Below are 26389 nucleotides of genomic sequence, written 5' to 3'. Positions count from 1 at the left end.
GGGGGAAGGCTGGGATGGGGGCGGGCAGGGCGCCCATTGCGAGTGCCGCTTGCTCCCACCCCAACCCTCCCCCGGGAGGGGAGGGAGAAGAAAAAGAAAGTCAGAACGCCGGGACCAGCGAGCCCTTGAACTGCGTCTCGATGAAGCTCTTCACCTCCGGCGACTGGTAGGCCGCCACCAGCCGCCTGGCCCAGGGCTTGTCCTTGTCCGCGCGGCGCACGGCAATCAGGTTGGCGTACGGGCTCCTGGCCGATTCCTTGATGACCGCATCCTTGTTGAGCGACAGGCCCGCCTTCTCGGCGTAGTCGTTGTTGATGGCGGCAATCGCCAGGTCGTCGAGCGAGCGCGGCAGCTGGGCGGCATCGAGCGGCACCAGCTTGAGCTTCTTGGGGTTCGAAACCACGTCCAGCGGCGTGGCCGTGTTGTTCTTCACCGCCTCGGGTTTCAGCGTGATGAGGCCGGCCGACTGCAACAGCAGCAGGGCGCGGTTGCCGTTCGACGGGTCGTTCTGGATGCCGACCGAGGCGCCCTCGGGCAACTGGTCGATCGTCTTGATCTTGCGCGAGTAGAAGCCCAGCGGCGCGGTAATGGTGAGGCCCACGGGCACGATGTCGAAGCCGCGTGCCTTGTTCTGGTTGTCCAGGAAGGGCTGGTGCTGGAAGGCATTGGCATCGAGGTCGCCCGAGGCCAGGGCCGCGTTGGGCAGCTGGTAGTCGTTGAACACCACGACCTGGATGTTCAGGCCGTCCTTGGCGGCGACCTTCTTCACCACTTCGAAGACCTGCTCGGCGCTGCCGACGGAAACGCCGACCTTGACGGTGTTCTTGTCTTGCGCAAGCGCGGCGTTGCCGGCAAGAAGGGCGGCGGCCAGCGTGGCAAGGGCGAGGGTGCGGCGGCGGAAAGTGGTGTGCATGTTGTTGCGCGAAATCAAAAAAGGAGGGCGCGAATGTGGCATTGCCCGGCGCATTTGGGAACGAACCAATGGACATATCGATATGGCGTCTGCGTCGGGCAATTCGGGCGTCTTATGCGTTTTCATGCATATGCATGAGCCGATTTGTTCGTTCCCTTTTGGCGCCTTTGTTTTCATACTCGGCCCCTTTTCGCGAACCTTTGTGGCCGGCTCCGCGCCCGCCGCTGCCTTTTTCATGAGCAACCTTTCTTCCGATGCGGGCCGCGGCAACGCGCAGCCCGTGATCCGTCTTCAATCCGTGCAGAAGTCCTTCGCACTGCCCAGCGGCGAGGTGTTCGACGCCGTGCAGTCGCTCTCGCTCGACATCCACCCCGGCGACGTGTTCGGCCTGATCGGCAAGAGCGGCGCGGGCAAGTCGACCTTGCTGCGCCTCATCAACCTGCTGGAGCGGCCCGATGCGGGCCGGGTCTTCGTGGGCGGGCGCGACCTCACGACGCTCTCGCGCCGCGAGCTGCGCGACACGCGCCAGAACATCGGCATGATCTTCCAGCAGTTCAACCTGCTGCAGAACGCCACGGTGTTCGACAACGTGGCCTTCCCGCTGAAGATCCATGGCCGCCATTCCAGGGCCGAGATCGATGCGCGGGTCCGCGAATGCCTGGCCCTGGTGGGCCTGGCCGAGAAGATCGACACCTACCCGGCGCAGCTCTCGGGCGGGCAAAAGCAGCGCGTGGCCATTGCGCGTGCGCTGGCGCCGCGGCCGCAGGTGCTGCTGTGCGATGAGCCTACCTCGGCGCTGGACACCGAAACTACGCGCGCGCTGCTCGAGACGCTGCGCGACATCAACCAGAAGATCGGTGTGACCATCGTGATCGTCACGCACGAACTCTCGGTGGTCGAGGTGCTGTGCCGCAATGTGGCCATCCTGGAGAAGGGACGGCTGGTGGAGCAGTTCGCGGTGGTCGATGCGCCGAGCGAAGAGCGCAAGACGGCGCTGGGCCGCGAGATCGACGCGCTGGTGCGCCGCCGCGAACGCGAGGCGCGCGAACCCATCGAGCCTCACCCGCCGTCGCTGCAGCGCAGCCCGCAGGAGGTGGCCTATGTTTGAGAACATCGCGCCCATCCTCCCCGAGCTGTGGACCGCCACGGGCCAGACCTTCCTGATGCTGGCCATCGGCCTCTCGGCCGCGGTGCTCATCGGCGGGCCGCTGGGCATCCTGCTGTTCCTGCTGGGGCCGGGCCAGTCGCTCGAGAACAAGCCGGCGTTCCTGGTGCTCAACTGGATCGTGAACACCGTGCGCTCGTTTCCCTTCATCATCCTGCTGGTGGCGCTGGTGCCGTTCACGCGGGTGATCGCGGGCACGTCCATCGGGCCGCTGGCGGCCGCGGTGCCGCTGTCGTTCGCGGCCATTCCGTACTTCGCGCGGCTGGTCGACCAGTGCCTGCGCGAAGTGCCGCGCGGCGTGATCGAGGCGGCGCATGCCATGGGCGCCTCGGAGCTGCAGATCGTCTGGCGCGTGCTGGTGGTGGAGGCGCGCTCGGGCCTGGTGCTCGCGCTCACGGTGCTGGCGGTGAGCTTTCTCTCCTACTCGGCGATTGCCGGCGTGGTGGGCGGCGGCGGCATCGGCGACCTGGCGATCCGCTATGGCTACTACCGCTTCCAGACCGACGTGATGGTGCTCACCGTGGCGCTGCTCGTGGTGCTGGTGCAGATCCTGCAGTTCGTGGGCAACACCACGGCGCGCAGGCTGGACAAGCGTTGAATCTTTTTTCTCTCGTTCCTTCTCTTTTTTGATTTCATGAAAACCGCTCTGCTGCGCCGCTCCGTCCTTGCCCTGTCCCTGGTTGCCCTGTCGTTCGGCGGCCTTTCGCTGGCGCAGGCCCAGGAAGCCAAGAAGAACCTCGTGATCGGCGGCACCGCCGGCTCCAACATCGACCAGCTCAAGGCCGGCATCGTGCCCATCCTCGAAAAGAAGGGCTACAAGGTGAAGCTGGTCGAGTTCAACGACTACGTGCAGCCCAACCTCGCGCTCGCGCAGGGTTCGCTCGATGCCAACTTCTTCCAGCACCAGGTCTATTTGAAGAAGTTCTCGGCCGACCAGAAGCTCGACCTTGCCGAACTGGTGCAGGGCCCGATCGCGCCGCTGGGCGTGTACTCCACCAAGCGCAAGACGCTGGCCGAGGTGAAGGAGGGCGACCGCTTCACGCTGCCCAACGACCCGAGCAACCTGGCCCGCGCATTGGTGCTGCTGGAGCAGAACAAGCTCATCACCATCAAGCCCGGCGTCGATCCGCTGCGCGCGTCCGAGAAGGACGTGGCCGAGAACCCGAAGAAGCTCAAGTTCATTCCGCTCGAGGCCGCGCAGCTGCCGCGCTCGCTGGGCGATACCGAATACGCCATCGTCAACGGCAACTTCGCGATCTCGTCGGGCCTGAAGCTCAATGAAGCCGTGGTGCTCGAGAAGACGCCCGACTACTACCTGAACGTGGTGGCCGTGAAGAGCGCGGACAAGAACGCGCCCTGGGCCAGGGACATCGCCGAGGCCTACCGCTCGAAGGAATTCAAGGCCGTGGTCGACAGCAAGTTCCAGGGCTATGCCAAGCCCAGCTTCCTGCAGTAACTCCCCTTGAGCTCGGCGCGCGCGCTCAGGGCGAGAGGATCATCACCTTGCACTGGCTGGGCACGAGCCGCATGCCCACCATGTTGCTGCGGTTCTGCGTGCTCAGGCTGGTCATGCGCGTGGCGGGCGTCCCCTTGATGAGCACGGTGAACGCGCCCGTCACATGCCGCGACTGGCTCATGAAGGTCTGCGAGACGATGCCGCCCCCGGCGCCGGTGGTATCGCCCAGCGTGATCGGCGTGGTGGTCGCCATGTTGTGCGCGGGCATGCACATGAAGAGGATGTTCCACGCGTTGGGCACGGCCGTGGGGCCGAACGCCATGTTGGGGTAGGGAATGGGCGCCATCGCGGCAGGCGGGGTCTTGCAGACGTCAGGGAAGGCGAGGTCCATTCCCATCAGCTGGCAGTTGGCAAACATCGCGGTGCTCCTTTTGTTGCGGGCCGGGTCAGCCCATGTGGATTTGCGCGGCGTCGACCTTCACGAGCTCGCTGGCCGTGACGACCGTGTGCCGGGCATGCAGGCGCGCCGTGCCGCTGGCTTCGCAGTCGAGATGGCCCACACGGACCTGCTCGGTCTCGTCCACCACGCGCAGCGCGTTGCGCGCCATCTGAACGAGGCGATCGCTCACCGATTCGAAGACGCGCCCGACCAGCCGCAGCCGGCCCACCGTGGCGTCGAGGGCCTGGCCGGTGAAGTGCAGGTCGTCGACGCGGCACTGTCCGCTGCCGGCCTGGAGCTTCCATTGCGCGGCGTGCATCTGGAGCTCGCCGCCGCTGCGCAGCCGTACATCGCCAGGGCTCTCGATCGAGAGGGCGCCTGATGTTTCGACGCGGCTGACCGCGCCATCGGCCTGCTCGAGCACGGCGATCAGGTACACCCGGGCTCCATCCGGTCCGGACAGCAGCACGGTGTCGCCCACCTCGGGCCGCAGCAGGCAACTGGCGGCCCGGCGGCAGCGCCAGGTCGCGCCGTTCTCGTCTTCGACATCGAAGTGCGCATCGGGCAGTGCGGCCGCCAGCCGGCCCACGAAATGAACCGGCGCGACGGCTGCCGCAAGGGCGGGGCGCAGTGGAATGACATTCATGGTGGATTCCTTTTCTTGATTTGCTGGGGGCGTCTGGAAAGCGGGTGGCCGGGTGCGGGGCTCAGTGCGAATCGGACCAGGCCTGTGCCTTGAAGAGTTCGGGCTCGTTGTCGATGATCCCGTCGCGGCTGGAAAAGCGGGCGCCCTGCTGCTGGGCGCGGTGCAAGCGCGTGCGCAGGAAGTGCGCACCACCCAGGTCGGCACCGGTCAGGTCGGCATAGGAAAGATCGGCGTCCTGCATGTCGGCGTGGCGGAAGTTCGCGCCGGCACAGCGCGCGCGGTGAAACACGCCGAGCGGCATGCGGGCTTGCGAGAAGTCGGCGCGTTCCAGCAGGGCCTCGACCCAGATCGACTGGTCGAAGCGCCCGCCGCTGCAGTTCGCATCGCTCAGGTCGGCTTCCGGGAACAGCGTCTGGCATGCATCCACCTTCGAGAAGTTCGCGCGTTTCAGCGTGGTGCCCTTGAAGTTGCCTTGCGTGATCGTGGCGCCGCTGAAGTCGGCGTCGTCCAGGCGGCTGTCCGTGAACTGGCACATGCGCAGCGAGAGGCCCGCGAAGCGCTGGCCGCTCAGGTCGCATTCCAGGAACATCGCGTTGATGCCGGATGCACCTTGGAAGATCGCCGTCTTCAGGTCGAGGCGGTAGAACGTCACATAGCCCAGCGCCGCGCCGGTGAAATCGGCCCTGTCGAGTTGCGATTCCATGAAGCTCGCCCGCTCGAACTGCCGCGGCTGCAGGCGGCTTTCCGTCAGCTCGCAGCGAAAGAACTTGGTGAGATCGAGCGTGGCCTGCGCGAAGCTCGCCTGGGCCGCATGGCACTCGACGAAGGAGGCTCCCTCCAGCGTGGCGGCATCGAACCGCGCTGTCTCCATGCGGCTGCGAAAGAACTGCGCCTCGTTCAGTCTAGCGAAGGAGAAGTCGCACCCCGAGAGCTTGCAGTGCGACAGCGAACTGCCTTCAAGATTGGTCCGGGCGAAGTTCGCGCCGCTGAAATCGACGTCGTCCATCATCGCGCCGGAGAGGTCGAGGCCGCTCAAGTCCCACCCCCTGCAATCGGCGTTGCCAACCTGGGTGCCGTGGCGGATCCTGTCGACCAGTTCATCGCGGGTCATTCGGGCGCTGCGGCGCGTCGCGCGGGCCAGGTCTTGGCGTGCCGTGTGTAGGCGCCGAGCAGATGGGTGGTGCCGTCGATCAGGCTTTGCGACACGTCGGCGCGAAACAGGTTGGCGCCGCTCAGGTCGGCCTGCGTGAAGACGGCCTTCGAGAAGTTGGCGTCGATGAGGTTGGCGCTGCGCAAGGTGGCGCCGGTGAGGTCGGCGCGCACGAAGAGGCTTTCGCCCGCGACGAGCCGCTCGAGGTTGGCGCTCTGCAGCGCGCATTCCGAAAAATCGCAGTTGTCCAGACGCGCTTCGCGCAGGTCTGCCTGTGGCAGCGGCGTTGTTCGCAGGCCGCATTGCTTGAGTGCGGCGCGGCGCAATACCGCGCCGGCCAGCGTGCTGCCGTGCGCGAAGCTGCAGGCATCGAGCCGGGCGTCGGAGAAATCGACCGACCGGCTGCAGTCGCTCGTGACGAAGCTGCAGCGCACCAGGGACGCGTTGACGAAGCGCACATCCTCCAGCGTGCACTCGAGCCATACCACCTGCTGGAAAGAGGCGCCGTCGAAAGCCATGCCGTTCATGCGCAGCTTGGTCAGGAAGACCTGATGCCAGTCGGAGCCGCGAAAGTCGCAATGGCTCATCTCGCTCTCGGTGAAGCGCGTCTGGTCGAGCGCGGTGTTGGCCATGTTGCAGGACGTGAAGCGCGTCTTCTCGCAGTTGGCGCCGCTCAGGTCGGCGCCGGAGAAATCGGCGAATTCGCAGTGCGCTGCGCCAAGGTTGGCGTTGCGGAAGGTTGCACTGGCCAGCGACGTGCGCGAGAGCCGGGCCCGTGCCAGCACCGCGCCGTTGAAGTTGGCGTCCGACAGTTGCGCGTTGTCGAGGTTGGCGTCTTCGAGGGCGGCGCCGGAGAAGTCGGCCCCGCGCAGGTCCATGCCCGAGAGATCGGCCCCAACGAGCCGCATGCCCGAGAAATTGCGCGCGCCGGGCGCGGCCTCGGCCAGCCGCCGCCGGATCTTCGCGGCTCGGAACGAGGGCATGGGCGGTGCGGCGTCGGACAGATGGGCGCCGTGAAGGTAGCCCAGCCTGATCTGCGCGGTCATCCGGTCCCTGGTGCCGAGAGAGACGGACGCGGGCGCGGGGCTTGCGTGATTCCCGGCGGGTGGCGTGGCGGCAAGCTGTTCGAGCTGCCGGATCAGCGCGTCGGGATCGAAGCGCTGCGGCTGCTCTCGGCTTTTCTGCAGCAGCGCGGGGTCGATCTCTTCCTCCTGCCTGCGGCGCATCTGTTCGCCCTGGGCTTGCAGGTTTTTTCGGGCTTCCATCATTTCCCCTTGCATGCGCTCGAAGTATTCGGGCACGTCGTCGAATTCCAGCGGCGGGGCGGGGGGCTGGGGCGCCGGCAGGTACTTGTCGGGATCGACGCCCAGCGCGATGAGTTCGGCGCGGCGGCTTTCGTGGTCGCGCTGCTGGCCGGCACGCAGGTTGCGCAGCAGTGGTCGCGCCATCGGGTCGGGTGTGTCGAGGATGCCCCAGCGCCCGAGGACCGCCTTGGGTGCAAGGTCGCTGTCGCGAAAGGCGAGCAGGCCTCCGCGCGCGGTGTCCAGGCGCTGCAGCAGCACGGATTGGTAGTGTGCGAGCTCACGCGGCTCCTGTGGCAGCTCGAGTGCCGGCATGATGTGCCGCACGTCTGCCGCATCGTCCTCGCGCACCGGCAGCACGCCGTGCCAGATCAGCGCCACGCGCTCGCGGTGCGGAAAGAACCAGGCTGTGGTCAGGCGCAGGCTGATCTCGTGCAGGCCGCGGCCTTCCTTGTCGAAGCTCGCGAAGCAGCGCGCGCGCCAGTCGGGCAGGTGGCCGCTCAGCACCGGCTTCTGCGGGTGCATGTTGAGAATTTCGTAGAACGCACCGGGCGGGAGCTCCTGCCGCGCGGGCCAGCGCTGGTCTTCGGGTGCGGCGTTGAAGAAGCGCCAGTCCATGTCTTGCGCGAAACCGGGGAAGTGGTGCTCCAGCCAGTGCCGTCCGAACTTGCTGCCCATCTGGGCCATGCGTTGCGGGCTGTCGATGGGCACGGCGCCGAAGCTCGCGGGCGGCACCGCCTGCCTGCGCGACCGTACGCGGGCATGGACGGCTTCCACGTTGGGTGCGCGGCGCGTGTGGATGCCGTTGATCAGCTCGTCGAACGCCCCGATCCCCGCCGGGTTCTCCGGCACGCCCGGTCCGCCATAGGCGTGCGCCCAGTCCAGCGGCATGGCCTCGAAGGGCTGGGGTGCGGTCAGGCGGCCGTCGAGCCAGTAGCGGTCGCCCGACACGTGCAGGCACTTCTCGAGATCGGCGACGCGCAGGCGCACGGCGCAGACGGTCTTGTCTTGTTGGTGGTGGGTGTAGCCATGGCCGCTCGCGAGCACCTCCGGCATGCACTTGGGCACGCCCGCGTCGAACACGCCCAGGCCGCCTATCTCTTCGCCGACGGTCTGCCACAGCTCCTGGTCAGCCATGAGCTTCGGTTCCGCCTCGAGGCTGACGAGTGCCGTGACGGCCACGCCGAGCTGGTCGACGCCCTGCCAGCGGTACGGCCGGGTGAGGATGCCCAGGCGCAGCGGCTTGACGGTTTTCATCGGCCGGAAACCTCCGAAGGTGCACGAAGCCGGGAGCTGTCGGCGCCGTAGTGGGCTGCCGACGTACCGCTGCGCTCGACGGCGACCTCGCGGCTCGCGGGATCGAAGCGCACCGCGATGGTCTGGCCGGCCGCGTGGCCGGGCAGTTCGGCGAGGGGAATGGCGGTGGTCTGGTCTACCTCGAAGATCTCGCCGGTCTCGGCAACCTGTACGCGAAGGCGCAGCTTCGCGATCGCCCAGGTCGTGCCTTCGCCCGAGCGGCGCTGGCCGGTGTCGGAAAGGGCGATCACCTGTGCCATGGCAGGCGTGCCGCGCGAGAGGATGCCGAGGGCGCTCTGCGTGCGCGACAGTCTCTCGGCGTGCTTGCGGTGTTCGCGCACGAGCGTGACGCAAAGAGTGAACCCCAGCCACGCAAGGATCGGTGCCAGCACCCACCAGATCGAGAAGGAGACATCCGGCATCGGGCCAGGGCGTTCAGCCGAAGAGCACGAAGCCCTTGAGCGCCCCCCAGAAGCCGCCGGTATGCTCCGAGGCCACCACGTTCGAGAAGCTCACCGCGCCGAAGTTGGCCTGGTGCGCGTACATGTTCATGATCTGCGCGGTGGCATCCATCTTCTTGATGTTGGTCGTGAACGTGAAGCCGGCGTTGCTGTTGTTCACGCCGTAGGTCGCGCTCGACAGGCCGGTGGCCGTCACCGCGGTTGGCGACCAGTCCCACAGAAGCACGCGGTTCACGCGCTTGACGTGATTGCCCTCGAAAGTGAAGTCGCCACTGGCCTTGATCTCGACGTCGCCCGCCGTGGCCTCGATGGTCACCTTCTGGGCCTTGCCGTGGTAGTCGCCGGCCGAGACGGTCGAGTTGTGGTCGCCTGTCTCGATGGTTTCCTCGAGGCCATCCTTGATGTTGTCCTTGCCGCCGCCGCTCACGATGGTTCGCTGCCAACCGGTCTGGTAGGTTTCCTGCCGGTTGCCGTCGAGCGTCTTCAGTATGGAGTTGCCGGTGTGGATCTCCTCGTCCATGCCGAGCTTCACGTCGACCAGCAATCCCTTGTCGAAGGTCTCGTGGCGCAGGCCGCCGTTGACCGTGACCTCCGACAGGCCGCTGAGCACCGTCTCCTTCGAGCCGAGCTTGGTGGTGGTCTCGATCCGGTTGTCGAAGAAGTGCTCGGTGAGCGCGCCCGAGACGGTGAGCTTGGAGCCGTTGCGGTATTCGGCGGTGTCCTTCTGTTTGACAAGGGTATCGCGGGTCTGGTCGACGGTGAGCGTGTCGGTCTTCAGGATGTGGGTGTTGCGGTGGCCGTCGACGGTTTCTGTCTCGTCGTTCTCGACGTGGATCCTGAGGTCGTTTTCGACGTCGATCTCGAAGTCTTTCTCGGCATGGATGCGCACCAGCTCGCAGCCCGGCGCGTCGTCCAGGATGAATTCGTTCGCGTTGGCCGGCGAGCCGTCCTGGCTGCGGCTCACGAAGCCGCTCACCGTCACCTGCGCCGGCAGTTCGAGCGGGGGCATCTGGTCGGCGTTGTAGACGCGGCCGATGATGATCGGGCGGTCGGGGTGGCCGCCGATGAAGTCGACCACCACCTCCTGTCCCTTGCGCGGATGGTTGACGGCGCCGTAGTTGGAGCCGGCCCATGCGCTGGAGACGCGCACCCAGCAGGAGCTGTTCTCGTCGCTCTTGCCGTAGCGGTCCCAGCGGAACTGCACCTTCACGCGGCCGTACCGGTCGACCCAGAATTCCTGGCCCGCCTTGCCGACCACCGTGGCCGTCTGCGGTCCGTTGGTGCGCGGCAGCGGTGTGACGCGCGGCGCGCGGAAGACGCAGGCGGCGGGCTGCACGGCAAAGTCGAAGCTGTAGTGGCCTTCGGCGCTGCCGCTGGCGTAGCCGCCTTCGCGCAGCGCATATGAGACCGACACCACGAGGTATTCGCGGTTGTCTTCCTGCCGCGGGCAGTTCTGCATCGTGAAGCGGTAGCCGGGCGCCATGCCGCGCACGTTGGTATGGCCGATGTCGCGCTCGGCCTGCGCCTGCGCTTCCTCCAGGCGGATGCGCGAATAGTGCTCGCCCTGTTCCGCCTCGCTGAAGCCGCCGAGCCATTCGTACATCTCGTACTGGCCGTGATCGTTGCCGCGCGGCTGGCTGCGCATGTTCATCAGCTCGGCGCGGGGCTTCTTGAAATCGAAGTCGTCCACCACGTAGGTGCCGGGGCGGATCTCTTCGGTGACCTGCCACTGGTCGATCACTTCCTGCCACGGGTCGGCGCCGCGGTCGGCGGCCAGATAGCTGATCTTGGCATAGCCGGGCAGGGTTTCGTGGGCGCCGATGTCGTCGGCCAGCACCAGCGTGTGCTGGTCCTTGTCGTGCGTGAAGTAGTAGTAGATGCCTTCGTGCTCCATGAGGCGGCTCACGAAGGCGAAGTCGGTTTCCTGGTATTGAACGCAGTACTCCCACTGCCTGTAGCTGGCGCTGAGCTTCTTCTCGAACGCAAAGCCGTAGTCCGCAAACACCTCTTCGAGGATGTCGACCACCGACTTGTTCTGGAATATCTTGCAGTCGCTGGTGCGCGTGAGATACCAGAGCCATGGCCGCACCGTGGCGCGGTAGACCACGTAGCGCGAGGCACCGCCTTCCTTGCCGATCATCGTGAAGCGGACGATCTGGCCATTCAGGAAGCGTGGCGCACCCGCGGTCTGTATCTCGAGGGCGAGCGGCTTGCCCAGCACCGCCTTCATGTCGATCGACATGCTGGGGCTCAGCAGTTCGACCTCGAACTCGAACAGCTGCGACAGTCCCTCGGTTCCGTGCATCGAACGGAACATGAGCTGGTCTTCGCCCAGCGGCGTGTGTGCGCGTACGACTCGGGGCATGCGAAAAACTCCCTTGCTCAAGACCGCACCTCCTGCACCAGCATCGACCACTGCATGGCGGCCGAAGCAATGTTTGCGAACTTATGTTTGAAGCGCTCGTTCACCGGTGAACCCGCATGGGGCCAAGGGTGCTTCATCGTTGTGCCCTTTGCATCTGGCATATCCGCTTCATTGCAAGTAGCAGGCCAGCGTGCGGCGGACCTCATGCGCGTTGCGGTCCCGGCGCCACCGCCTGTAGCATGTGCGGATGACCCAGCACATCGGAATCGTCGGGTGTTCCGCCGAAGGCGCGGCGCTCTGCTACCAGACCATCTGCGTGGAGGGGGCCGAGCTGCTCGGCCCGCATGCGCATCCCGAAGTGGCCATGCACACGCCCTCGCTTTCCGACTACATGGCGCACATCTACCGCGGCGACTGGCGTGGCGTGGGCGAGGTGATGCTTGCCTCGGCGAGCAAGCTCGCCAAGATCGGCGCCGACTTCCTGGTCTGCCCTGACAACACCATTCACCAGGCGCTGCCCTTCATCGAGGCGCGTTCGCCGCTGCCCTGGCTGCACATTGCCGAGTGCGTGGCCGACGAAGCGGTGCAGCGCGGTTTCCAGCGCCTCGCCATCACCGGCACGCGCTGGCTGGTGGACAGCGAGGTCTATCCCGAAAAGCTCTCGGCCAGGGGGCTCGCGTACGTCCGGCCCACGGCCCTGGAGCGCGAGGAAATCAACCGCATCATCATGGACGAACTGGTCCGCGGCGTCTTCACGCCCGACGCGGTCCTCGCGTTCCGGCGCGTGATCCAGCGCATGAAGGACGAAGACGGCTGCGATGCCGTGGTGCTCGGCTGCACCGAGATTCCACTCATCATGAACGACGTGAATTCGCCGCTGCCCACGCTCGACTCCACACGGCTGCTGGCGCGCGCGGCGCTGCGGCGCGCCGCGGCCTGACGCGCCGGCCGGCTCAGCCGGCCAGGAACTGCTCGATCAATCCGGCCACGCGCTGCGGCTGGTCGTGGTGCAGCATGTGGCCCGCCTCGGCCACCTGCTCGATGCGCACCGAAGGCACGGACTTCAGCCGCTCGTGGAATTCTTCGAGCGTGTAGCGGTTCTTCCACCAGCCCTGCAGGCTGTCGTCGGCAGCCTCGACCATCAGCGTGGGGGCCGAGATCCGCGCATAGAGCGCCAGCGTTTCGTCGACCCTGAAGATGTTGGCATTGATGATCTTGTGCGCGGCGTCGCCGAGGATCTGCCAGCGCTCGCTGCCGTCGGCCTGTACCTGGAGCGCGGACCAATGGCTCGCGAGCCAGCCGGCCTTGTCGGGCGTGAGGCGCGGGTTGGTCTTCATGAGCCGCCGCGCCACGCCGTCCACCGCCGAGTAGCCCGCCAGCGCCATCTCGCCGCGGTGCAGGCGCTTGAGCTCGTCGATCCACTGGCCGTAGCGCGCGGGCGCTTCCTCGGGCTTGCGCGCCGGCATGCCGAAGCCTTCGAGGTTGACGAGGCGCCGGATGCGCCCGGGCCGGGCGCCCGCGTAGTGCATGGCGACATTGCCGCCCATGCTGTGGCCGACCAGGTCGACCGGCCGCGCCGCGTCGCCTTCGCCCGCGTAGTGGTCGAGCAGCCATTCGAGATCGGCAAGGTAGTCGGGCAGCCAGTAGTTGTCGACGCCGCCGCCGTCGGTGAGGCCGAAGCCGCGCCAGTCGGGCGCGATGATGCAGCGCTCCTCGGCCAGCGCATCGACCACGAACTGCCAGGAGGCCGCCACGTCCATCCAGCCGTGCAGCAGCACCAGCGGCGGCCGTGCGGCCGAGGGCTCGCCCCAGAGGCGCACGTGATAGCGGAGGTTGCGCACGGGCACGAATTCGCTGCGCGAGGGACGGAGGGCTTGGTACATGGGCGCCGATGATAAGGAGCCCGGCGATGGGGCGCAGTCCGGCACAGGACAGCGCCCGCTCGGGTTTTAGGCCCGCGGCCAGCGCATCGGGGAGGAGGGCGGTAGCATCCCGCGCATGAAAAAAATCCAACTCGGCCAGAGCGACCTGCACGTCACCCCGATCTGCCTGGGCACCATGACCTTCGGCGAGCAGGTGGACGAGCCCACGTCCCACGCCATCCTGAGCCGCTCGCTCGAGCGCGGCGTCGATTTCATCGACACGGCCGAGATGTACTCGGTGCCCACGCGCCAGGAAACCTACAGCGTCACCGAAACCATCATCGGCAACTGGTTCGCGGCCAACCCCGGTGCGCGGCAGAAGATCACGCTCGCCACCAAGGTGGCCGGCCCGCTGCGCAACACGCCATGGGTGCGCGAAGGCGTGGGCATGACGGCGGCCGACATCGTGGCCTCGTGCAACGCGAGCCTGAAGCGGCTGAAGACCGACGTCATCGACCTGTACCAGATCCACTGGCCCGAGCGCCACGTGCCGGCCTTCGGCAACATCTACTACGACCCGGCCAAGGAGGTCTCGCAGACGCCGATCCGCGAACAGCTCGAAGCCCTCGGCGGGCTGGTGAAGGCCGGCAAGGTGCGCGCAATCGGCCTGTCGAACGAGACGCCCTACGGCGTGCACGAGTTCGTGCGGCTGGCCGAGCAGCACGGGCTGCCGCGCGTGGCCACGGTGCAGAACGTCTACAACCTGGCGAGCCGCGGCGTCGAGAACGGGCTGGACGAGACGATGCACCGGCTGGGCGTGTCGCTGCTGGCGTATTCGCCGCTGGCCTACGGCCTGCTCACCGGCAAGTACGACAAGAGCGGCATCACCGGGCCCGATGCGCCCCAGGATGCGCGCATCACGCGCTACGAGTCGGTGCGCAAGCTGCGCTGGGGCCGCCCCGATGCGCTGAAGGCCGCGCGCCTGTACAACCAGCTCGCGCGCGACAACGGCCTCACGCCGGTGCAGCTTGCGCTGGGGTTCTGCTACACCAAGTGGCAGGTGGCGAGCACCATCATCGGCGTGACGACGCTGGCGCAGCTCGACGAAGACATCGATGCCTACGGCACCACGCTCTCGCCCGAGGTGCTGGCCGAGATCGACAGGATCCGGTGGGAGATCCGGGACCCGGCGGCGTGATGGATTGGCTCTCCCCCAGGCTTTGCGCACTTCGTGTCGCTTCGCCCACCCCCTCGCCGGGGGCGACGCCAGTGGCCCGGCAGAGCCGGTTCCACGGCATCCCGCGAAGGGGAGGGAGAGATCGCCGGGTCGGCTGTTTCCGGGACGCGTGAGATGGCAAAGAAGAGCGCAGTTCACGTGAGCGAAACCCCCGCGACGCAGCTGCTGCGCGCGAACAAGGTCGCCTTCACCGAGCATCCGTACGAGTACCTGGAGCACGGCGGCGCGCAGCACAGCGCTGCCGTGCTGGGCTTCGATCCCTTCACGGTGGTGAAGACGCTCGTGATGCAGGACCAGGACGCCAAACCGCTGATCGTGCTGATGCACGGCAACCGCACGGTGTCGACCAAGAACCTCGCGCGGCAGATCGGCGCCAAGTCGGTCGAGCCCTGCAAGCCCGAGGTCGCGCAGCGCCACAGCGGCTACATGGTGGGCGGCACCTCGCCCTTCGGCACGCGGCGCCGGATGCCGGTCTACATCGAGTCGACCATCCTCGAACTGCCGAGGATCGCGATCAACGGCGGGCGGCGCGGCTACCTGGTGGGCATCGACCCGCAGGTGTGCATCGCCTTGCTGGGCGCCACGCCGGTGCAGTGCGCGCTGGCAGAATAGCCGGCGCGGCGCAGCCCGGCACGGGCCGGCGCCGCTGAACAAGAACAACCATTCCCCCGCGGAGCGCCGCCTTGAGCTTTCACCTGCCGTCCCTCATCGCCATCGTGGCCTCGTACCTGATCGGCTCGCTGTCCTTTGCGGTCATCGTGAGCAGGGCGCTCGGCATGGCCGATCCGCGCAGCTACGGCAGCAAGAACCCGGGCGCCACCAATGTGCTGCGCTCGGGCAACAAGGGCGCGGCGCTGGCCACGCTGCTGCTCGATGCGGTCAAGGGCTGGCTGCCGGTGTTCCTGATCCGCCATTTCGGCGCGCAGTGGGGGCTGGGCGAGGGCGTGGCCGCGCTGGCGGGCCTGGCGGCCTTCCTGGGCCACCTGTACCCGGTGTTCTTCGGCTTCCAGGGCGGCAAGGGCGTGGCCACGGCGGCCGGCGTGCTGGTGGGCATCGCGCCCTGGCTGGGGCTGGCCACCGGTGCCACCTGGCTGATCATTGCGGTGTTCTTCCGCTATTCGTCGCTGTCGTCGCTGGTGGCGGCCTTCTTTGCGCCGGCGTATTACCTGCTGGGCGGAAACATTGCGTGGCCGCTCGACCGCACGGTGCTGATTGCGGTCATCATCATGAGTCTGCTGCTGTTCTGGCGGCACCGCGAAAACATCCGCCGGCTCGCGGCCGGCACGGAGTCGAAGCTCGGCTCGAAGAAAAAGGCTTGAAAACACCATGGCATCCATCACCCGCTTCCACGTCGGCCCTCGCCTGTCCGAGACGGCCGTGCACAACGGCACCATCTACCTCGCGGGCCAGGTGCCCGACGACACCACGCAGGACATCCGCGGCCAGACCTCCCAGGTGCTGGCGATGGTCGACCGCCTGCTGGCCGAGGCCGGCAGCGACAAGTCGCGCATCCTCATGACGCAGATCTTCCTGGCCGACATCAGCGACATCACGGCCATGAACGAGGTGTGGGACGCGTGGATTCCCGCCGGCAACACCCCGCCGCGTGCAACGGTGCAGGCCAAGATGGCCAATGCGGCCTACAAGATCGAGATCGTCGTCACGGCCGCCCAGGCCTGACGCGGACGGTCAATAGCGCTTCTCTAGGACCATCTGGTCCGCGTCGCGGCGCATCGAGAAGCGGTTGATGAAGCTGTTGCCCAGCAGCACGAAGGGCATGGGCTGCGGCGAGACGATGGCGTCGATGTCGTACACCTCGACGTCGCCCACGCGCACCGATTGCAGCCGCAGCCTGTAGCCGGTGGACACGCCGTTGGCGGTGCTGATCTGGATGCGCTGCCCCTTGCTGTAGTCCAGGCCGATGCGCTGGGCGTCGTCGGCCGACAGGGCGATCGACGTGGCACCCGTGTCGAGCATGAAGGTGACGGGGCGGCCGTTGATGGCGCCCTGCGTCATGAAGTGGCCGCGGCTGTCGGCCGGCAGCACGATGCGGCTGCCCCCGCCGCCCGAACCGCCCCCGCCGCCGATGCTGACCGGCGTGTCCATGCGCAGGTTGACGCGCTTGCCCTCGAGCTCGACCACCGCCTGCTCGGCCTGCAGCGACACCAGCTTCACGCCCTGGAAGGTCTCCCCGACCGCCACCGTCTTGGGCGGTGCGCCGTTCACGATCAGGATTGCGCGGCTGCCGATGGTGCCGGTCAGCATCACGGAGCCGGCCGCATGCGCCCCGGCAGCCAGGAGCTGCGCTGCGACGACGAGGGCTTTCATCCGCGGCTCAGTCGCGGAAGTTGTTGAAAGACAGCGGCATGTCGGGCACGTCCTTCTTGATAAGTGCCATGGCAGCCTGCAGGTCGTCGCGCTTGGCGCCGGTGATGCGCACCGCGTCGCCCTGGATCGCGGCCTGCACCTTGAGCTTGCTGTCCTTGATGATGCGGGTGATCTTCTTGGCCTGCTCGGACTCGATGCCGCTCTTGACCTTGATGACCTGCTTCACCTTGTCGCCGCCGATCTTCTGCACGTCGCCCTTGTCGAGGAAGCGCACGTCGACGCTGCGCTTGGTGAGCTTGGCGCGCAGGATGTCCTCGACCTGCACGAGCTGGAACTCGGCGTCGCCGATCATGGTGATTTCCTTGTCCTTGAGCTCGACGGCGGCGGCCGTGCCCTTGAAATCGAAGCGCGTTGCGATTTCCTTGGCGGCGTTTTCGACCGCATTCTTCACTTCGGGCAGATTCGGTTCGCAGACGGTATCGAACGACGGCATGGGCTCTCCTGAATTCACGGGTGCTGGATGCGACAATTCTCCCATGATCGTGGAGAACAACGTCCCGCTGCAGCCGTACAACAGCTTCGGCATCGTCGCGCGCGCGCAGAACCTGGCGCGCATCGCCAGCGAGGCGGACGTGGCCGAGCTGCGGGCCGACCCCCGCTGGCGCGACGCGCCCCGCTTCGTGCTGGGCGGCGGCAGCAACATCGTGCTCACCGGCGACGTCAAGCCGCTGGTGCTGAAGGTCGAGATCAAGGGGCTGCGGCTGGTCGAAGAGTCCCCGCGCGCCTGGATCGTGGAGGCCGGCGCGGGCGAAATCTGGCACGACGCGGTGCAATGGATGCTCGAGCATGGCTATCCGGGGCTCGAGAACCTGGCGCTCATTCCAGGCACGGTGGGCGGCGCGCCGGTGCAGAACATCGGCGCCTACGGCGTCGAACTGCAGGACCGCTTCGATTCGCTCGATGCGATCGACCTGGACACCGGGCGCAGTTTCACGCTCGATGCCGCCCAGTGTGCCTTCGGCTACCGCGACTCGGTGTTCAAGCACGTGCGCAGCGGCCCCAACGACTTCGGCCTGTCGGGCCGGGCGCTCATCACCCGCGTGCGCTTTCGCCTGCCCAAGCCCTGGAAAGCCGTGGTGGGCTACCTCGACCTTGAGCGCAAGATGGCCGAAACCGGCAACTTCACGCCCAGCGCCACTGACGTGTTCGACTGGGTCTGCGCCATCCGCCGCGCCAAGCTGCCCGACTGGCGCGTGCTCGGCAATGCCGGCAGCTTCTTCAAGAACCCCACGGTCACGCCCGAGCAGTGCGCCGACATCATCGCGCGCGACCCCAAGATCGTGCACTACCCGATGGACGACGGCAGCATCAAGCTCGCGGCCGGCTGGCTCATCGACGCCTGCGGCTGGAAGGGCAAGTCGGTCGGCAATGCCGGCGTCTACGAGAAGCAGGCGCTGGTGCTGGTGAACCGCGGCGGCCTCGAGAACCCGGTCACGGGCGGCGAGGTCATGACCCTGGCCAAGGCCATCCAGACCAGCGTGTACGAGCGCTTCGGCATCCGGCTGGAGCCGGAGCCGGTGGTCGTCTGATGGACCTCGACTTCCTGCACCTGAACTACCGGCGGCGCATTGCCGCTTTGATCTGGACCCGCCGGGCCGTGGTGGCGGGAGCCTTCGTTTCGGTGTTCTTCGCCTTGCGCCACGGCCGGCTGGCGCTGGTGCCGTTGATCCTGGCCGCCTGGGCGCTGGCAGCCGCGCTCGGTTTCATGGAAACCAGCCTGCGCCGCCAGTTCATCCGCGAGGCCCGCATGCCGCCCTTCCTGGCCGGCAAGCTGCGCGCGGCCCACCCCGGGCTCAGCCAGCGCGACGCCGAACTCGTGCTGCGCGGGCTGCGCCAGTTCTTCATGGCGCATCTGCGCAGCGGCCGCAAGTTCGTGGCCATGCCGTCCAAGGTGGTCGATACGGCCTGGCACGAGTTCATCCTGCACACGCAGGGCTATCAGAACTGGTGCAAGGCGGCCTTCGGCGGCATGCTGCACCACAGCCCGGCCGAGGTGCTGGGCAAGGACCCGAAGCGCAACGATGGCCTGCGCCGCAGCTGGTATTGGGCCTGCAAGGAGGAAAGCATCGATCCGCGCACGCCGGCGCGCCTGCCGCTCTTGTTTGCGCTCGACGTGAAGTTCGGCATTCCGGGCGGCTTCGACTACGTGCCCGACTGCAAGGCTGTCGATCGGCATGCCGGCTCCGACGCCCACTGCGGCAGCAGCTTCGGCGAGTCGTCGTCGGATGGCGGCAGTTCGGGCGATGCCGGCGGCTTCGGCGGCAGCGAATCGAGCAGCGGCAGCGGCGATGGCGGTGGGGGAGGGGATTCGTCCGGCGGCGACGGCGGCGGTTGTGGCGGCGGCTGCGGAGGCGGCGGCGGCGATTGACCGGCGGGCGCGCACTCCAGCGCACCAATGCAAACGGGCCCGCGAGGGCCCGTTTGCATTGGAAGAGAAAGAAGCGCGTTGGCTTACTTGGTCTCGTCGTCGTTCGAGAGCCGCGGCACGGCGGTGCCCTGGCCCGGCGACAGCAGCCCGGTACGGGTGTAGATGGCCAGCTTCTCGCGCGTGTCGACGATGTCGAGATTGCGCATCGTGAGCTGGCCGATGCGGTCCAGCGGCGTGAACGCGCCCTCGACCTTTTCCATGCTCAGGCGCTCGGGCTTGTAGGTGAGGTTGGACGAGACGGTGTTGAGAATCGAGTAGTCGTTGCCGCGGCGCAGCTCGATCGTCACTTCGCCGGTGATGGCGCGCGCCACCCAGCGCTGTGCGGTCTCGCGCAGCATGATGGCCTGCGGGTCGAACCAGCGGCCCTGGTAGAGCAGGCGGCCGAGCTTGCGGCCGTGGTCGCGGTACTGCTCGATCGTGTCTTCGTTGTGGATGCCGGTGACCAGGCGCTCGTAGGCGATGAACAGCAGCGCGAGGCCGGGCGCCTCGTAGATGCCGCGGCTCTTGGCTTCGATGATGCGGTTCTCGATCTGGTCGCTCATGCCCAGGCCGTGGCGGCCGCCGATGCGGTTGGCTTCCAGGATCAGCTCGACGAGGTTCGCGTGCTCGACGCCGTTGAGGGCGACCGGGCGGCCTTCCTCGAAGCGCACGCTGACGGTTTCGCGCTTGACCTCGACTTCGTCCTTCCAGAACGCCACGCCCATGATCGGCTGCACGATCTGGATGCCGCTGTCGAGGTTCTCCAGGTCCTTGGCCTCGTGCGTGGCGCCGAGCATGTTGGAGTCGGTGCTGTAGGCCTTCTCGGCCGACATCTTGTAGCCGAAGCCGGCCTTCGTCATGAAGGCCGACATCTCGGCCCGGCCGCCGAGCTCGTCGATGAACAGCTGGTCGAGCCAGGGCTTGTAGATCTTGAGGTTCGGGTTGGTGAGCAGGCCGTAGCGGTAGAAGCGCTCGATGTCGTTGCCCTTGTAGGTGCTGCCGTCGCCCCAGATGTGGACGTCGTCTTCCTTCATGGCCGACACCAGCATGGTGCCGGTCACTGCGCGGCCGAGCGGCGTGGTGTTGAAGTAGGTGACGCCGGCGGTGGTGACGTGGAAGGCACCGGCCTGCAGCGCGGCGATGCCTTCGTTGGCGAGTTGCGCGCGGCAGTCGATCAGGCGCGCGTTCTCGGCGCCATAGAGCATCGCCTTGCGCGGGATCTCGTCGTAGTCGGGCTCGTCGGGCTGGCCGAGGTTGGCGGTGTAGGCGTAGGGGATCGCGCCCTTCAGCTTCATCCAGTGCAGTGCCGCGCTGGTGTCCAGGCCGCCCGAAAAGGCAATGCCGACCTTCTGGCCGGCGGGAACGTTTTGGAGAATGGTCGACATGTGGGTGTTCCGTTTGTGGTGGCGCTGTTCAATGACTCATGGCGTCGGTGGCGCGCTCTGTGCCGGGGATACCGTGGAACCGGCTTTGCCGGGCCACTGGTATCGCCCCCTGCAAGGGGGTTGGCGAAGCGACACGAAGTGCGCGAAGCCTGGGGGTTTATCCAAAATGGCAGATGTAGCTGTAGGGCTCGCCAGTGACCCGGATCTGGAAGCTCGAATTGCCCGGCACGCTGAACTTCTGTCCGGCGCCCGAGGCGATCCATTCGGTGGTTCCCGCCAACTGGTATTCGCAGCTGCCGGCGGTGCCTTCCATGATCTCGGGCGCGCCGGTGTTGAAGGTCAGGGTGGATGGAAGGATCACGCCGACCGATTTCCTGGTCCCGTCGGCCAGCGTGAGGCTGTGGCTCACGCACTTGCCGTCGAAATACACATTGGCCTTGGTCGCCACTGCGGCGCTGTTGAGAGTGTCGGTAGTCGTCGTCATTGGAGGGCGCCGGCGCATGCGCGGTCGGCTGGTCGAGGACGCGCCACCACGGCGGCGCACCCCTTGGGGGTTGGAAAAGTCCTCGATTTTAGGGCTTGGCCGGCACGGCCGGCCGGCCGTACCGCTGCGGGCGGCTCAGCGCCAGTGGCGGTAGCCGTATCCGCGATAGCCGCCCCAGCCCCGCGAGTAGCCGAGATTCAGCGAAATGCCGACCGGCGGGTATGCGTAGGGATAGGCATAGGGATAGGTGTAGGCAGGCTGCACGTAGACCGGCGGCGCGTAGACCGGGGCCGGCTGTACATAGACCGGCGCCGGTGCATTGGAGACCACCACGCCAGGTTCGGGCACGACGTTGTCCCAGGCCGAGCCGCCTGGTTGCGCGTATTGCGGCTGCTGCTGGTACTGCTGCTGGCCGCCGTTGTAGGCCTCGACCGGGTAGGGCTGCAACTGCGGCTGCGGCGCGACCGGCGAGGTCGTCACGCCATAGGCGCTGACCTCGACCGGGATGGTCGCGCCCGGCCGGCTGTTGGTGCGGGTGGTGTACTGGCGGCCGTTGTATTCGTAGGTGACGTTGTAGCTGACGTCGCTGCCGGTCGTTTCGCGGACCGGGGTCGCGGAAATCACCCGGGCCTGGACCACCTGCTGGGCCTGCGCGACACCGGCGCCCGTTGCCAGCAGGCCGGCCACGGAAAGACCCGCGAGGGTGCGAAAAACGTGCTTGTTCATGGTGTGCTCTCCTGCAGATCGGGGTTGGAGGCCGGCCGGCGAGGCGGGGTTCCGGCGTTTACACGGCGTTCACGGTGGCCCAGGTTTCGGCATCGAACCCTGCCGTAACGCCGGTTTTCGGCCCCCAGTTGACCACCGGCCGCTTGATCAGGCTGGGGTTGGCCAGCAGCACGGCCCGCGCCGAAGCGGCGTCGACCACCGCGTTGCGGGTGGCTTCGTCGAGCTGGCGCCAGGTGGTGCCGCGGCGGTTCACCAGTGCCTCCCAGCCGGGCTTCCTGAGCCACTGGTCGAGCTCGGCCTCGGGCACGCCCTGTTTCTTGAAATCATGGAAGGTGTAGGCGACGCCGTGGTCGTCGAGCCAGGCGCGGGCGCGCTTGACGGTGTCGCAATTCGGAATTCCGTAGAGGGCGATCATTACGAGGGAAAACAGGTGTCGGATTGGTTGCGCAGCTAGGAATCGTACTAGGCCGTCGCCACGCGGGTCTTTTTGACTCTACGGGCTTTGTTGGCCGCACGAATGACATTCTTGGGTTGCGACTCTTCCCACTCGTCGGTCGTGACGACCAGCTTCTGACGTGCCGCCAGCAGTTCTCCCTCGCCGCCCAGCTTCACGTAGTACAGATCAGCCCCGTTCATGAAATACACGTAGTAATTACCACGGCCCGAGGTCGTCCATGCTTCGCGCGGCATGCCGTTCACTTCGGCCTCAAATTGATTCGTCCGAGGGGCTGCGGTGTACTTGGTGGCCTCCACATTTGCCAGCCGCGTGGGCTCGTTGAGGCCGATGGTCAGGTTGAAGCTGCTCATGTCTGTTCCTTCAGAAAGTTGATCGGAACAACCTATTCTGATGTTGGCAACCCGCTGTGGGGAAGCCATTCACAGACGCAATTAGGTGTGAATACGGTGTAACTTGCCGGGACCCACTCAGCATTTTGTTACGTATGCCGGCGCTGGCGACTTTAAGGCCCTTGATTGCCTCCTTTTCTCACGGCTATATTCGCCCTGCCAGCAGCTCATCGGATGCCATAGCCGTAAGCGCGCTGGACTTGATTGGTTCCCCGAAGGTCATCCTCAAATCTCGGGATGTATGCGACTCATCTACGTCGCTGTGGTCGATGGCGGGCCTCAAAAAACCCCAAATCGTGTCGCTCCCTACTCAAAAATACATCCCGACTAAGACGGCAGCGAGCCTGCTCAACATTGCACCCAAGACCCTCTACAACTCGCACAGTCGCGGCGCGAGTTGGGCGCCGCCTCGCTACAAGATTGGTAGAAGAGTCGTTTACAAGCTGGAAGAAGTTCTAGCCTGTATTCGTCCCGCGTAGGTCGGGCGGCCAGCTAAAGAAAGACGGCGGCACCCGAGTATTTCGCTCGCGTTCGGCCCGTTCGATCTCTACGATCTAAAGGTATTAGTCCTCGCGGATTAACAGCCTTCGTCCCGGACCGCGCCTGTGGCGGCCACCGGGCTCCCCCTCAACATTTCGCAGCTTCAACCTATCCGGTTGGGCTGCCGCATGGAGATTTTTAAATGACCAATGCATCGCAATTGCCCGATCTCAGCGAAGTGCCTGCATGCACGAAGACTGACCCTGACTCGCCCTTGCCCGGCTTCGTCACCTTCGCCCATTTAGCCGCGCGCGTAGGAACCACCGCCGGCCATTTGCGAGTGATTTTGAGCCAAGTCGATGCGCCCAGGATCGAGCCGTCATATCGAATCGGTGGAGCGCACCTTTACAACGAGTCCGAGGCGAACGACTGGCTTAAGCGTCTTCAAGAATGGCGTGATGCCGCTCCCCTTCGAGCCGCAGCCAGGAAGCTTGAGCAGGAGCAGCGCGTCCTGCAGAAGCTGGAAGAAGGTCAAAAGAGACATAAACAGCAGCAGGAGGCCGACGCTGCCCTGAAGAAGATGCAGGACGAATTCGCGGCTCGTGATGAGGCCCTGCGCAAAGAGCAAGAAGAGACAAATCGGCGCGTGGGCCTTCTGTAAGCAGGAGCCGATCATGAACGATCAAATCCTGCGAAGCCTCGGCGAAGTGCGGTTCCATATTGCAACCCATCGGTGGAGCCTAGTTGCGCCCGATGGGTCGATCAAGACGCTCACTCAGCACCGCATGCGGATGCGCGTACAGCGGCTGGTGAAAGAGGCGGCGGCGCGGCGGGCGGCAGAGACTTACCCCGACGCCATCATGCCTCGGGCCGAAGTACGCCGACGAGCCGTTGCGCTGTTGAACGAGATCAAGGCCAAGCAGCGCAGGAGGCTGACATGACTGAGCCGATCCTCAAGCGCGCTCTGGCCAAACCGCCTGCGGCGGATCGAGACGCCACCCCCGGGCTGGGCATGCTGACCTACGGGCCCGGATACCAGCCGAAGAAGCTGCCAGTGCGCCGCGCGCCGGGGCAGCGTGTGGGCCGGAATGGAGGTGCACCGTGAGCGCGCTGTTTCGTCCGGCTCTCGACAAAGAGTCTGAGGACATGATTGCCTTGGCGTCTCAGGAGTTCAAGCCGGCGGTGGATTACCTGCTTGAGCGCGGGGTCATGCCTATGGATTGGGAGCCGAACGGCGTCGAGTTCATCGAAGTCAAAGATGCGTGTGATCGGCTCGGCCTGGATGACCGCAACAAGCATCGACTAGCTGAAAGTGCGATTTGGCTTTCCGGCTGGCGCGCCGATGGCACGATCAATCCCGCGTACGGGCATGCGATCTTTTTCACGAAGCTGCCAGGAACGAAGGAGTACACGCGCAGTCGCCCCAGTCCTTCGCGCGAGCGGCACCCGCAGGACATCGTGTTCATGCCGACCGCGAACGGGAAGCCTTGGAATGAGCAGCCTACCGGCAGCAACGTGATCGTTTGCGAGTCATGGATTAAGGCTTTTGCGATCAACAAGCTTGGCTATCTGGCGGTCGCCATGAACGGCGTGTTCGGCTGGTGCGTCGGAGATGGAACGGCAGGGGAAATGGCGGCCGGCTTTTGCCTACCGCTTTGGGCGGATCGAAAGTTCACCGTGACGATCCTGACCGACAGCTACAACACCCGCAACGCCAAGAGCCGGGAGAACGTGAGGCGCGCTAAAACGATGCTCGCGTCTCGGCTCGTGGGCGATGAAGGCGAGGGTATCGTGGCCCGCGATGCAATCTTTTTCGCCGAAATGCCTGAGGCGCCTGGAGGCGGCGACTGGGGCGTGGACGACATGCTCGCAAACAAGGAGTTCGGTCCCGCCGCAGTCAAGAAGATGATCGCGGAGCGCGTGCCTGCGACGCTGCTTCCGGGACGCGAGATGGTGCTTGCCGAGATGAATCGGAAGCACTACTGGATCCAGACGCTGGGCCGCGCGGTTGATTTGTTCGACGGCAGTCTCATGAGCAAGCAAACGATGGCCGACGCCTACGCCAACGTCACCTATAAGGAGCTGGTGCCGATGACGAAGCGCACGCCGGCCCGGTGGGACACCGTCAGGGCGTTCGACTCGTGGTTCACCAGCCCAGATCGCAATCAAGCCCACGGCCTCAGTTTTAAGCCAGGTTTGCCTGCCCTTGTGCCGGTTGCGAGCGCGGGCGAGCAGCGCTACAACTTCAATCTGTGGCGCGGATTTGACGCCGAGCCTTGGACCGCCAATGCCGACATCGAGGCCGGTACAGAGCGCGCGCAGCGCTACTTCTTCGACATGGTGCGCGAGGCGATGGGCGAAAAGGAGGGCAACTACTTCCTTGACCTCATGGCGAGCGTGGTACAGCACCCGGAACGCGCTCTTGCCGTGACCGCCTACCTGTACGGCGATGGCGGCGTGGGGAAGAACTTCATCGCGCATGCTTTCCGTGGTCTTCTCGGCGTCCACGCGGTGAGTCTCACTATCGAGCAGTACAGCAACGGCTTCAACTCGCACATGAAGCTCGCGCGCGTTGCGCTGATCGAGGAAGTGCCGAGCAGCATGGACAAGCAGCAGCAGTCGCGCGCGGTCAGCCTGCTGAAGGAGGATGCGGACCCAAACAGCAGCACGCGGCAGCTGGAGATGAAAGGCGTCGATATCCGCACCGTGGATCGAAACTGCCTGACCGTCGCGCTCGCGAACCACGCGCCGCCGTGGACGTTCGATGACGGGATGCGCCGACGCTCGTTTGTCGTGCGGCTTGACCCGAAGATGGCGAAGCACGATCCCGACCTGGCGCCCTGGGGCAAGAAGGACATAGCGTGGTGGAATGAACGTTGGTCATGGCTGTTCACCACTGGCCCGCGCGATCTCATCACCGCGTTGCGTGCGCGAGATTTGAGCCGGTTCGATGCTTCGGCGGATGCGATGTCGACCCGGTGGCTTACGGATGCGCTGATCGGCGACTCGACCCGGGACATTGACGGCTTCGTGACCTCGCTGCGTCGCAACGTCGAAGTGACGCTGGCCGCCTGTGATCTGCCCGAAGAAATGATCAAGGGCATCACACACCTTTCGGCAACGGATGTGCTGAAGCTCTACAGGGGCGTGAACCCCACGAGCCCCGTTGGGCTCAAGTCGGTCGGACAGCGGATGCGCGCAGCGTTCGGAACCCGCAAGCTCAACGCAAAGCAGCCGGATGGGAGGCAGCGCACTGAGGAACTGTATGAACTGCGTGAGCGGGCGATTGCTGGCAATCCATTCGAGCAGATCGATGCGCTTCGCAAGCTCGTTGGGGAGAAGTACTGATGCGACCGCATAGCTTAGGGGGGTTTAGGGGAGT

29 protein-coding genes are annotated in these 26389 nt (G+C 65.9%); 14 read left to right on the top strand and 15 right to left on the bottom strand.

Translation table 11 applies throughout. The features are described 5' to 3' along the window. Positions 1-100 precede the first annotated feature (100 nt). Positions 101-913, bottom strand: a complete 813-nt coding sequence (locus ACAM54_RS18640) for a MetQ/NlpA family ABC transporter substrate-binding protein (protein ID WP_369648536.1) — start codon at positions 911-913, stop codon at positions 101-103. A gap of 235 nt (positions 914-1148) precedes the next feature. Between ACAM54_RS18640 and ACAM54_RS18635 the strand changes: the two genes are divergently transcribed. From ACAM54_RS18635 to ACAM54_RS18625, 3 genes are read left to right on the top strand one after another with little or no spacing between them, the layout of a single operon-like run. After that, entirely contained in the window at positions 1149-2021 is an 873-nt protein-coding gene (locus ACAM54_RS18635; protein WP_145746028.1) for a methionine ABC transporter ATP-binding protein, read from the top strand. Continuing rightward, the gene (locus tag ACAM54_RS18630; RefSeq protein ID WP_055803217.1) at positions 2014-2676 is read left to right on the top strand and encodes a methionine ABC transporter permease; all 663 of its coding nucleotides are present in this window, start codon (positions 2014-2016) and stop codon (positions 2674-2676) included. The genes ACAM54_RS18635 and ACAM54_RS18630 overlap by 8 nt, the downstream gene beginning before the upstream one ends. A 36-nt stretch (positions 2677-2712) precedes the next feature. After that, positions 2713-3534, top strand: coding sequence for a MetQ/NlpA family ABC transporter substrate-binding protein (locus ACAM54_RS18625; protein WP_369648535.1), 822 nt, complete (start codon positions 2713-2715; stop codon positions 3532-3534). 25 nt (positions 3535-3559) lie between these two features. Here the strand turns inward: ACAM54_RS18625 and ACAM54_RS18620 are convergent, their stop codons facing one another. The 6 genes from ACAM54_RS18620 to ACAM54_RS18595 all read right to left on the bottom strand — a co-directional run bounded on the left by ACAM54_RS18620 (position 3560) and on the right by ACAM54_RS18595 (position 11192). Continuing rightward, a complete protein-coding gene (locus ACAM54_RS18620; protein ID WP_015866561.1) occupies positions 3560-3952 on the bottom strand; it encodes a DUF4150 domain-containing protein in 393 nt (130 codons plus the stop codon). 28 nt (positions 3953-3980) lie between these two features. Then, on the bottom strand, positions 3981-4619 hold the full coding sequence (locus ACAM54_RS18615; protein WP_369648534.1) for a DUF3540 domain-containing protein: 639 nt from the start codon (positions 4617-4619) through the stop codon (positions 3981-3983). Between the two features lie 61 nt (positions 4620-4680). Then, the gene (locus ACAM54_RS18610; protein WP_369648533.1) at positions 4681-5730 is read right to left on the bottom strand and encodes a pentapeptide repeat-containing protein; all 1050 of its coding nucleotides are present in this window, start codon (positions 5728-5730) and stop codon (positions 4681-4683) included. Then, positions 5727-8327 carry a DUF2169 domain-containing protein gene (locus tag ACAM54_RS18605; RefSeq protein ID WP_369648532.1) on the bottom strand — a complete coding sequence of 867 codons (2601 nt, stop codon included), beginning with the start codon at positions 8325-8327 and terminating at the stop codon, positions 5727-5729. The genes ACAM54_RS18610 and ACAM54_RS18605 overlap by 4 nt, the downstream gene beginning before the upstream one ends. Further along, positions 8324-8788, bottom strand: a complete 465-nt coding sequence (locus ACAM54_RS18600) for a hypothetical protein (protein ID WP_369648531.1) — start codon at positions 8786-8788, stop codon at positions 8324-8326. The genes ACAM54_RS18605 and ACAM54_RS18600 overlap by 4 nt, the downstream gene beginning before the upstream one ends. Before the next feature lie 13 nt (positions 8789-8801). After that, entirely contained in the window at positions 8802-11192 is a 2391-nt protein-coding gene (locus ACAM54_RS18595) for a type VI secretion system Vgr family protein (RefSeq protein ID WP_369648530.1), read from the bottom strand. A 247-nt stretch (positions 11193-11439) separates the two neighbouring features. Between ACAM54_RS18595 and ACAM54_RS18590 the strand changes: the two genes are divergently transcribed. Further along, positions 11440-12132: an aspartate/glutamate racemase family protein gene (locus ACAM54_RS18590; RefSeq protein WP_369648529.1), complete on the top strand. Its 693-nt coding sequence runs from the start codon at positions 11440-11442 to the stop codon at positions 12130-12132. A gap of 13 nt (positions 12133-12145) precedes the next feature. Here ACAM54_RS18590 and ACAM54_RS18585 read toward each other — a convergent pair whose 3' ends face one another. Then, complete coding sequence (locus tag ACAM54_RS18585; RefSeq protein WP_369648528.1) at positions 12146-13075, bottom strand: alpha/beta fold hydrolase; 930 nt, start codon at positions 13073-13075, stop codon at positions 12146-12148. Positions 13076-13190: 115 nt separating this feature from the next. Between ACAM54_RS18585 and ACAM54_RS18580 the strand changes: the two genes are divergently transcribed. From ACAM54_RS18580 to ACAM54_RS18565, 4 genes are all read left to right on the top strand, one after another. Continuing rightward, positions 13191-14252: an aldo/keto reductase gene (locus ACAM54_RS18580; RefSeq protein WP_369648527.1), complete on the top strand. Its 1062-nt coding sequence runs from the start codon at positions 13191-13193 to the stop codon at positions 14250-14252. A gap of 153 nt (positions 14253-14405) precedes the next feature. Then, positions 14406-14903 (top strand): aminoacyl-tRNA deacylase, encoded by a 498-nt coding sequence (locus ACAM54_RS18575; RefSeq protein WP_192323648.1) that lies wholly within the window; start codon positions 14406-14408, stop codon positions 14901-14903. A 71-nt stretch (positions 14904-14974) separates the two neighbouring features. Further along, positions 14975-15610, top strand: a complete 636-nt coding sequence (gene plsY / locus ACAM54_RS18570) for a glycerol-3-phosphate 1-O-acyltransferase PlsY (protein ID WP_369648526.1) — start codon at positions 14975-14977, stop codon at positions 15608-15610. A gap of 7 nt (positions 15611-15617) precedes the next feature. Continuing rightward, on the top strand, positions 15618-15971 hold the full coding sequence (locus ACAM54_RS18565) for a RidA family protein (RefSeq protein WP_145746035.1): 354 nt from the start codon (positions 15618-15620) through the stop codon (positions 15969-15971). 9 nt (positions 15972-15980) lie between these two features. Here the strand turns inward: ACAM54_RS18565 and ACAM54_RS18560 are convergent, their stop codons facing one another. After that, the gene (locus ACAM54_RS18560; RefSeq protein WP_369648525.1) at positions 15981-16619 is read right to left on the bottom strand and encodes a TIGR02281 family clan AA aspartic protease; all 639 of its coding nucleotides are present in this window, start codon (positions 16617-16619) and stop codon (positions 15981-15983) included. Between the two features lie 7 nt (positions 16620-16626). After that, positions 16627-17112, bottom strand: a complete 486-nt coding sequence (locus ACAM54_RS18555) for a YajQ family cyclic di-GMP-binding protein (RefSeq protein WP_369648524.1) — start codon at positions 17110-17112, stop codon at positions 16627-16629. Between the two features lie 43 nt (positions 17113-17155). Here ACAM54_RS18555 and murB point away from each other — a divergent pair, with 43 nt between their 5' ends. Together murB and ACAM54_RS18545 are read left to right on the top strand one after the other, a co-directional pair. Next, on the top strand, positions 17156-18208 hold the full coding sequence (gene murB, locus ACAM54_RS18550) for a UDP-N-acetylmuramate dehydrogenase (protein WP_369648523.1): 1053 nt from the start codon (positions 17156-17158) through the stop codon (positions 18206-18208). Then, a complete protein-coding gene (locus ACAM54_RS18545) occupies positions 18208-19047 on the top strand; it encodes a hypothetical protein (protein WP_369648522.1) in 840 nt (279 codons plus the stop codon). Before murB ends, ACAM54_RS18545 begins: the two co-directional genes overlap by 1 nt. Before the next feature lie 83 nt (positions 19048-19130). Here ACAM54_RS18545 and argG read toward each other — a convergent pair whose 3' ends face one another. The 5 genes from argG to ACAM54_RS18520 all read right to left on the bottom strand — a co-directional run bounded on the left by argG (position 19131) and on the right by ACAM54_RS18520 (position 22488). After that, positions 19131-20471, bottom strand: a complete 1341-nt coding sequence (gene argG, locus ACAM54_RS18540) for an argininosuccinate synthase (RefSeq protein ID WP_369648521.1) — start codon at positions 20469-20471, stop codon at positions 19131-19133. A 157-nt stretch (positions 20472-20628) separates the two neighbouring features. Then, on the bottom strand, positions 20629-20955 hold the full coding sequence (locus tag ACAM54_RS18535; protein ID WP_015866543.1) for a pyrimidine/purine nucleoside phosphorylase: 327 nt from the start codon (positions 20953-20955) through the stop codon (positions 20629-20631). 135 nt (positions 20956-21090) lie between these two features. Then, positions 21091-21681 (bottom strand): hypothetical protein, encoded by a 591-nt coding sequence (locus tag ACAM54_RS18530; RefSeq protein ID WP_192323646.1) that lies wholly within the window; start codon positions 21679-21681, stop codon positions 21091-21093. A gap of 58 nt (positions 21682-21739) precedes the next feature. Continuing rightward, positions 21740-22096 (bottom strand): ArsC family reductase, encoded by a 357-nt coding sequence (locus tag ACAM54_RS18525; protein WP_369648520.1) that lies wholly within the window; start codon positions 22094-22096, stop codon positions 21740-21742. A 47-nt stretch (positions 22097-22143) separates the two neighbouring features. Then, positions 22144-22488 carry a hypothetical protein gene (locus ACAM54_RS18520; RefSeq protein ID WP_369648519.1) on the bottom strand — a complete coding sequence of 115 codons (345 nt, stop codon included), beginning with the start codon at positions 22486-22488 and terminating at the stop codon, positions 22144-22146. 721 nt (positions 22489-23209) lie between these two features. Between ACAM54_RS18520 and ACAM54_RS18515 the strand changes: the two genes are divergently transcribed. Genes ACAM54_RS18515 through ACAM54_RS18500 form a run of 4 tightly spaced genes read left to right on the top strand, consistent with a single transcriptional unit; the run spans position 23210 to position 26355 of the window. Next, complete coding sequence (locus ACAM54_RS18515; RefSeq protein ID WP_369648518.1) at positions 23210-23668, top strand: hypothetical protein; 459 nt, start codon at positions 23210-23212, stop codon at positions 23666-23668. A 13-nt stretch (positions 23669-23681) separates the two neighbouring features. Beyond that, positions 23682-23948, top strand: coding sequence for a hypothetical protein (locus tag ACAM54_RS18510; RefSeq protein WP_369648517.1), 267 nt, complete (start codon positions 23682-23684; stop codon positions 23946-23948). Beyond that, the gene (locus ACAM54_RS18505) at positions 23945-24112 is read left to right on the top strand and encodes a hypothetical protein (protein WP_369648516.1); all 168 of its coding nucleotides are present in this window, start codon (positions 23945-23947) and stop codon (positions 24110-24112) included. The genes ACAM54_RS18510 and ACAM54_RS18505 overlap by 4 nt, the downstream gene beginning before the upstream one ends. Beyond that, positions 24109-26355, top strand: a complete 2247-nt coding sequence (locus ACAM54_RS18500) for a primase-helicase family protein (protein WP_369648515.1) — start codon at positions 24109-24111, stop codon at positions 26353-26355. The genes ACAM54_RS18505 and ACAM54_RS18500 overlap by 4 nt, the downstream gene beginning before the upstream one ends. Positions 26356-26389 lie beyond the last annotated feature (34 nt).

This window comes from Variovorax sp. V93 (assembly GCF_041154485.1).
Lineage (GTDB): Bacteria > Pseudomonadota > Gammaproteobacteria > Burkholderiales > Burkholderiaceae_C > Variovorax > Variovorax beijingensis_A.
Note: the sequence above shows the minus strand (reverse complement) of the source record. Positions and strands in the feature narration are given on the sequence as shown.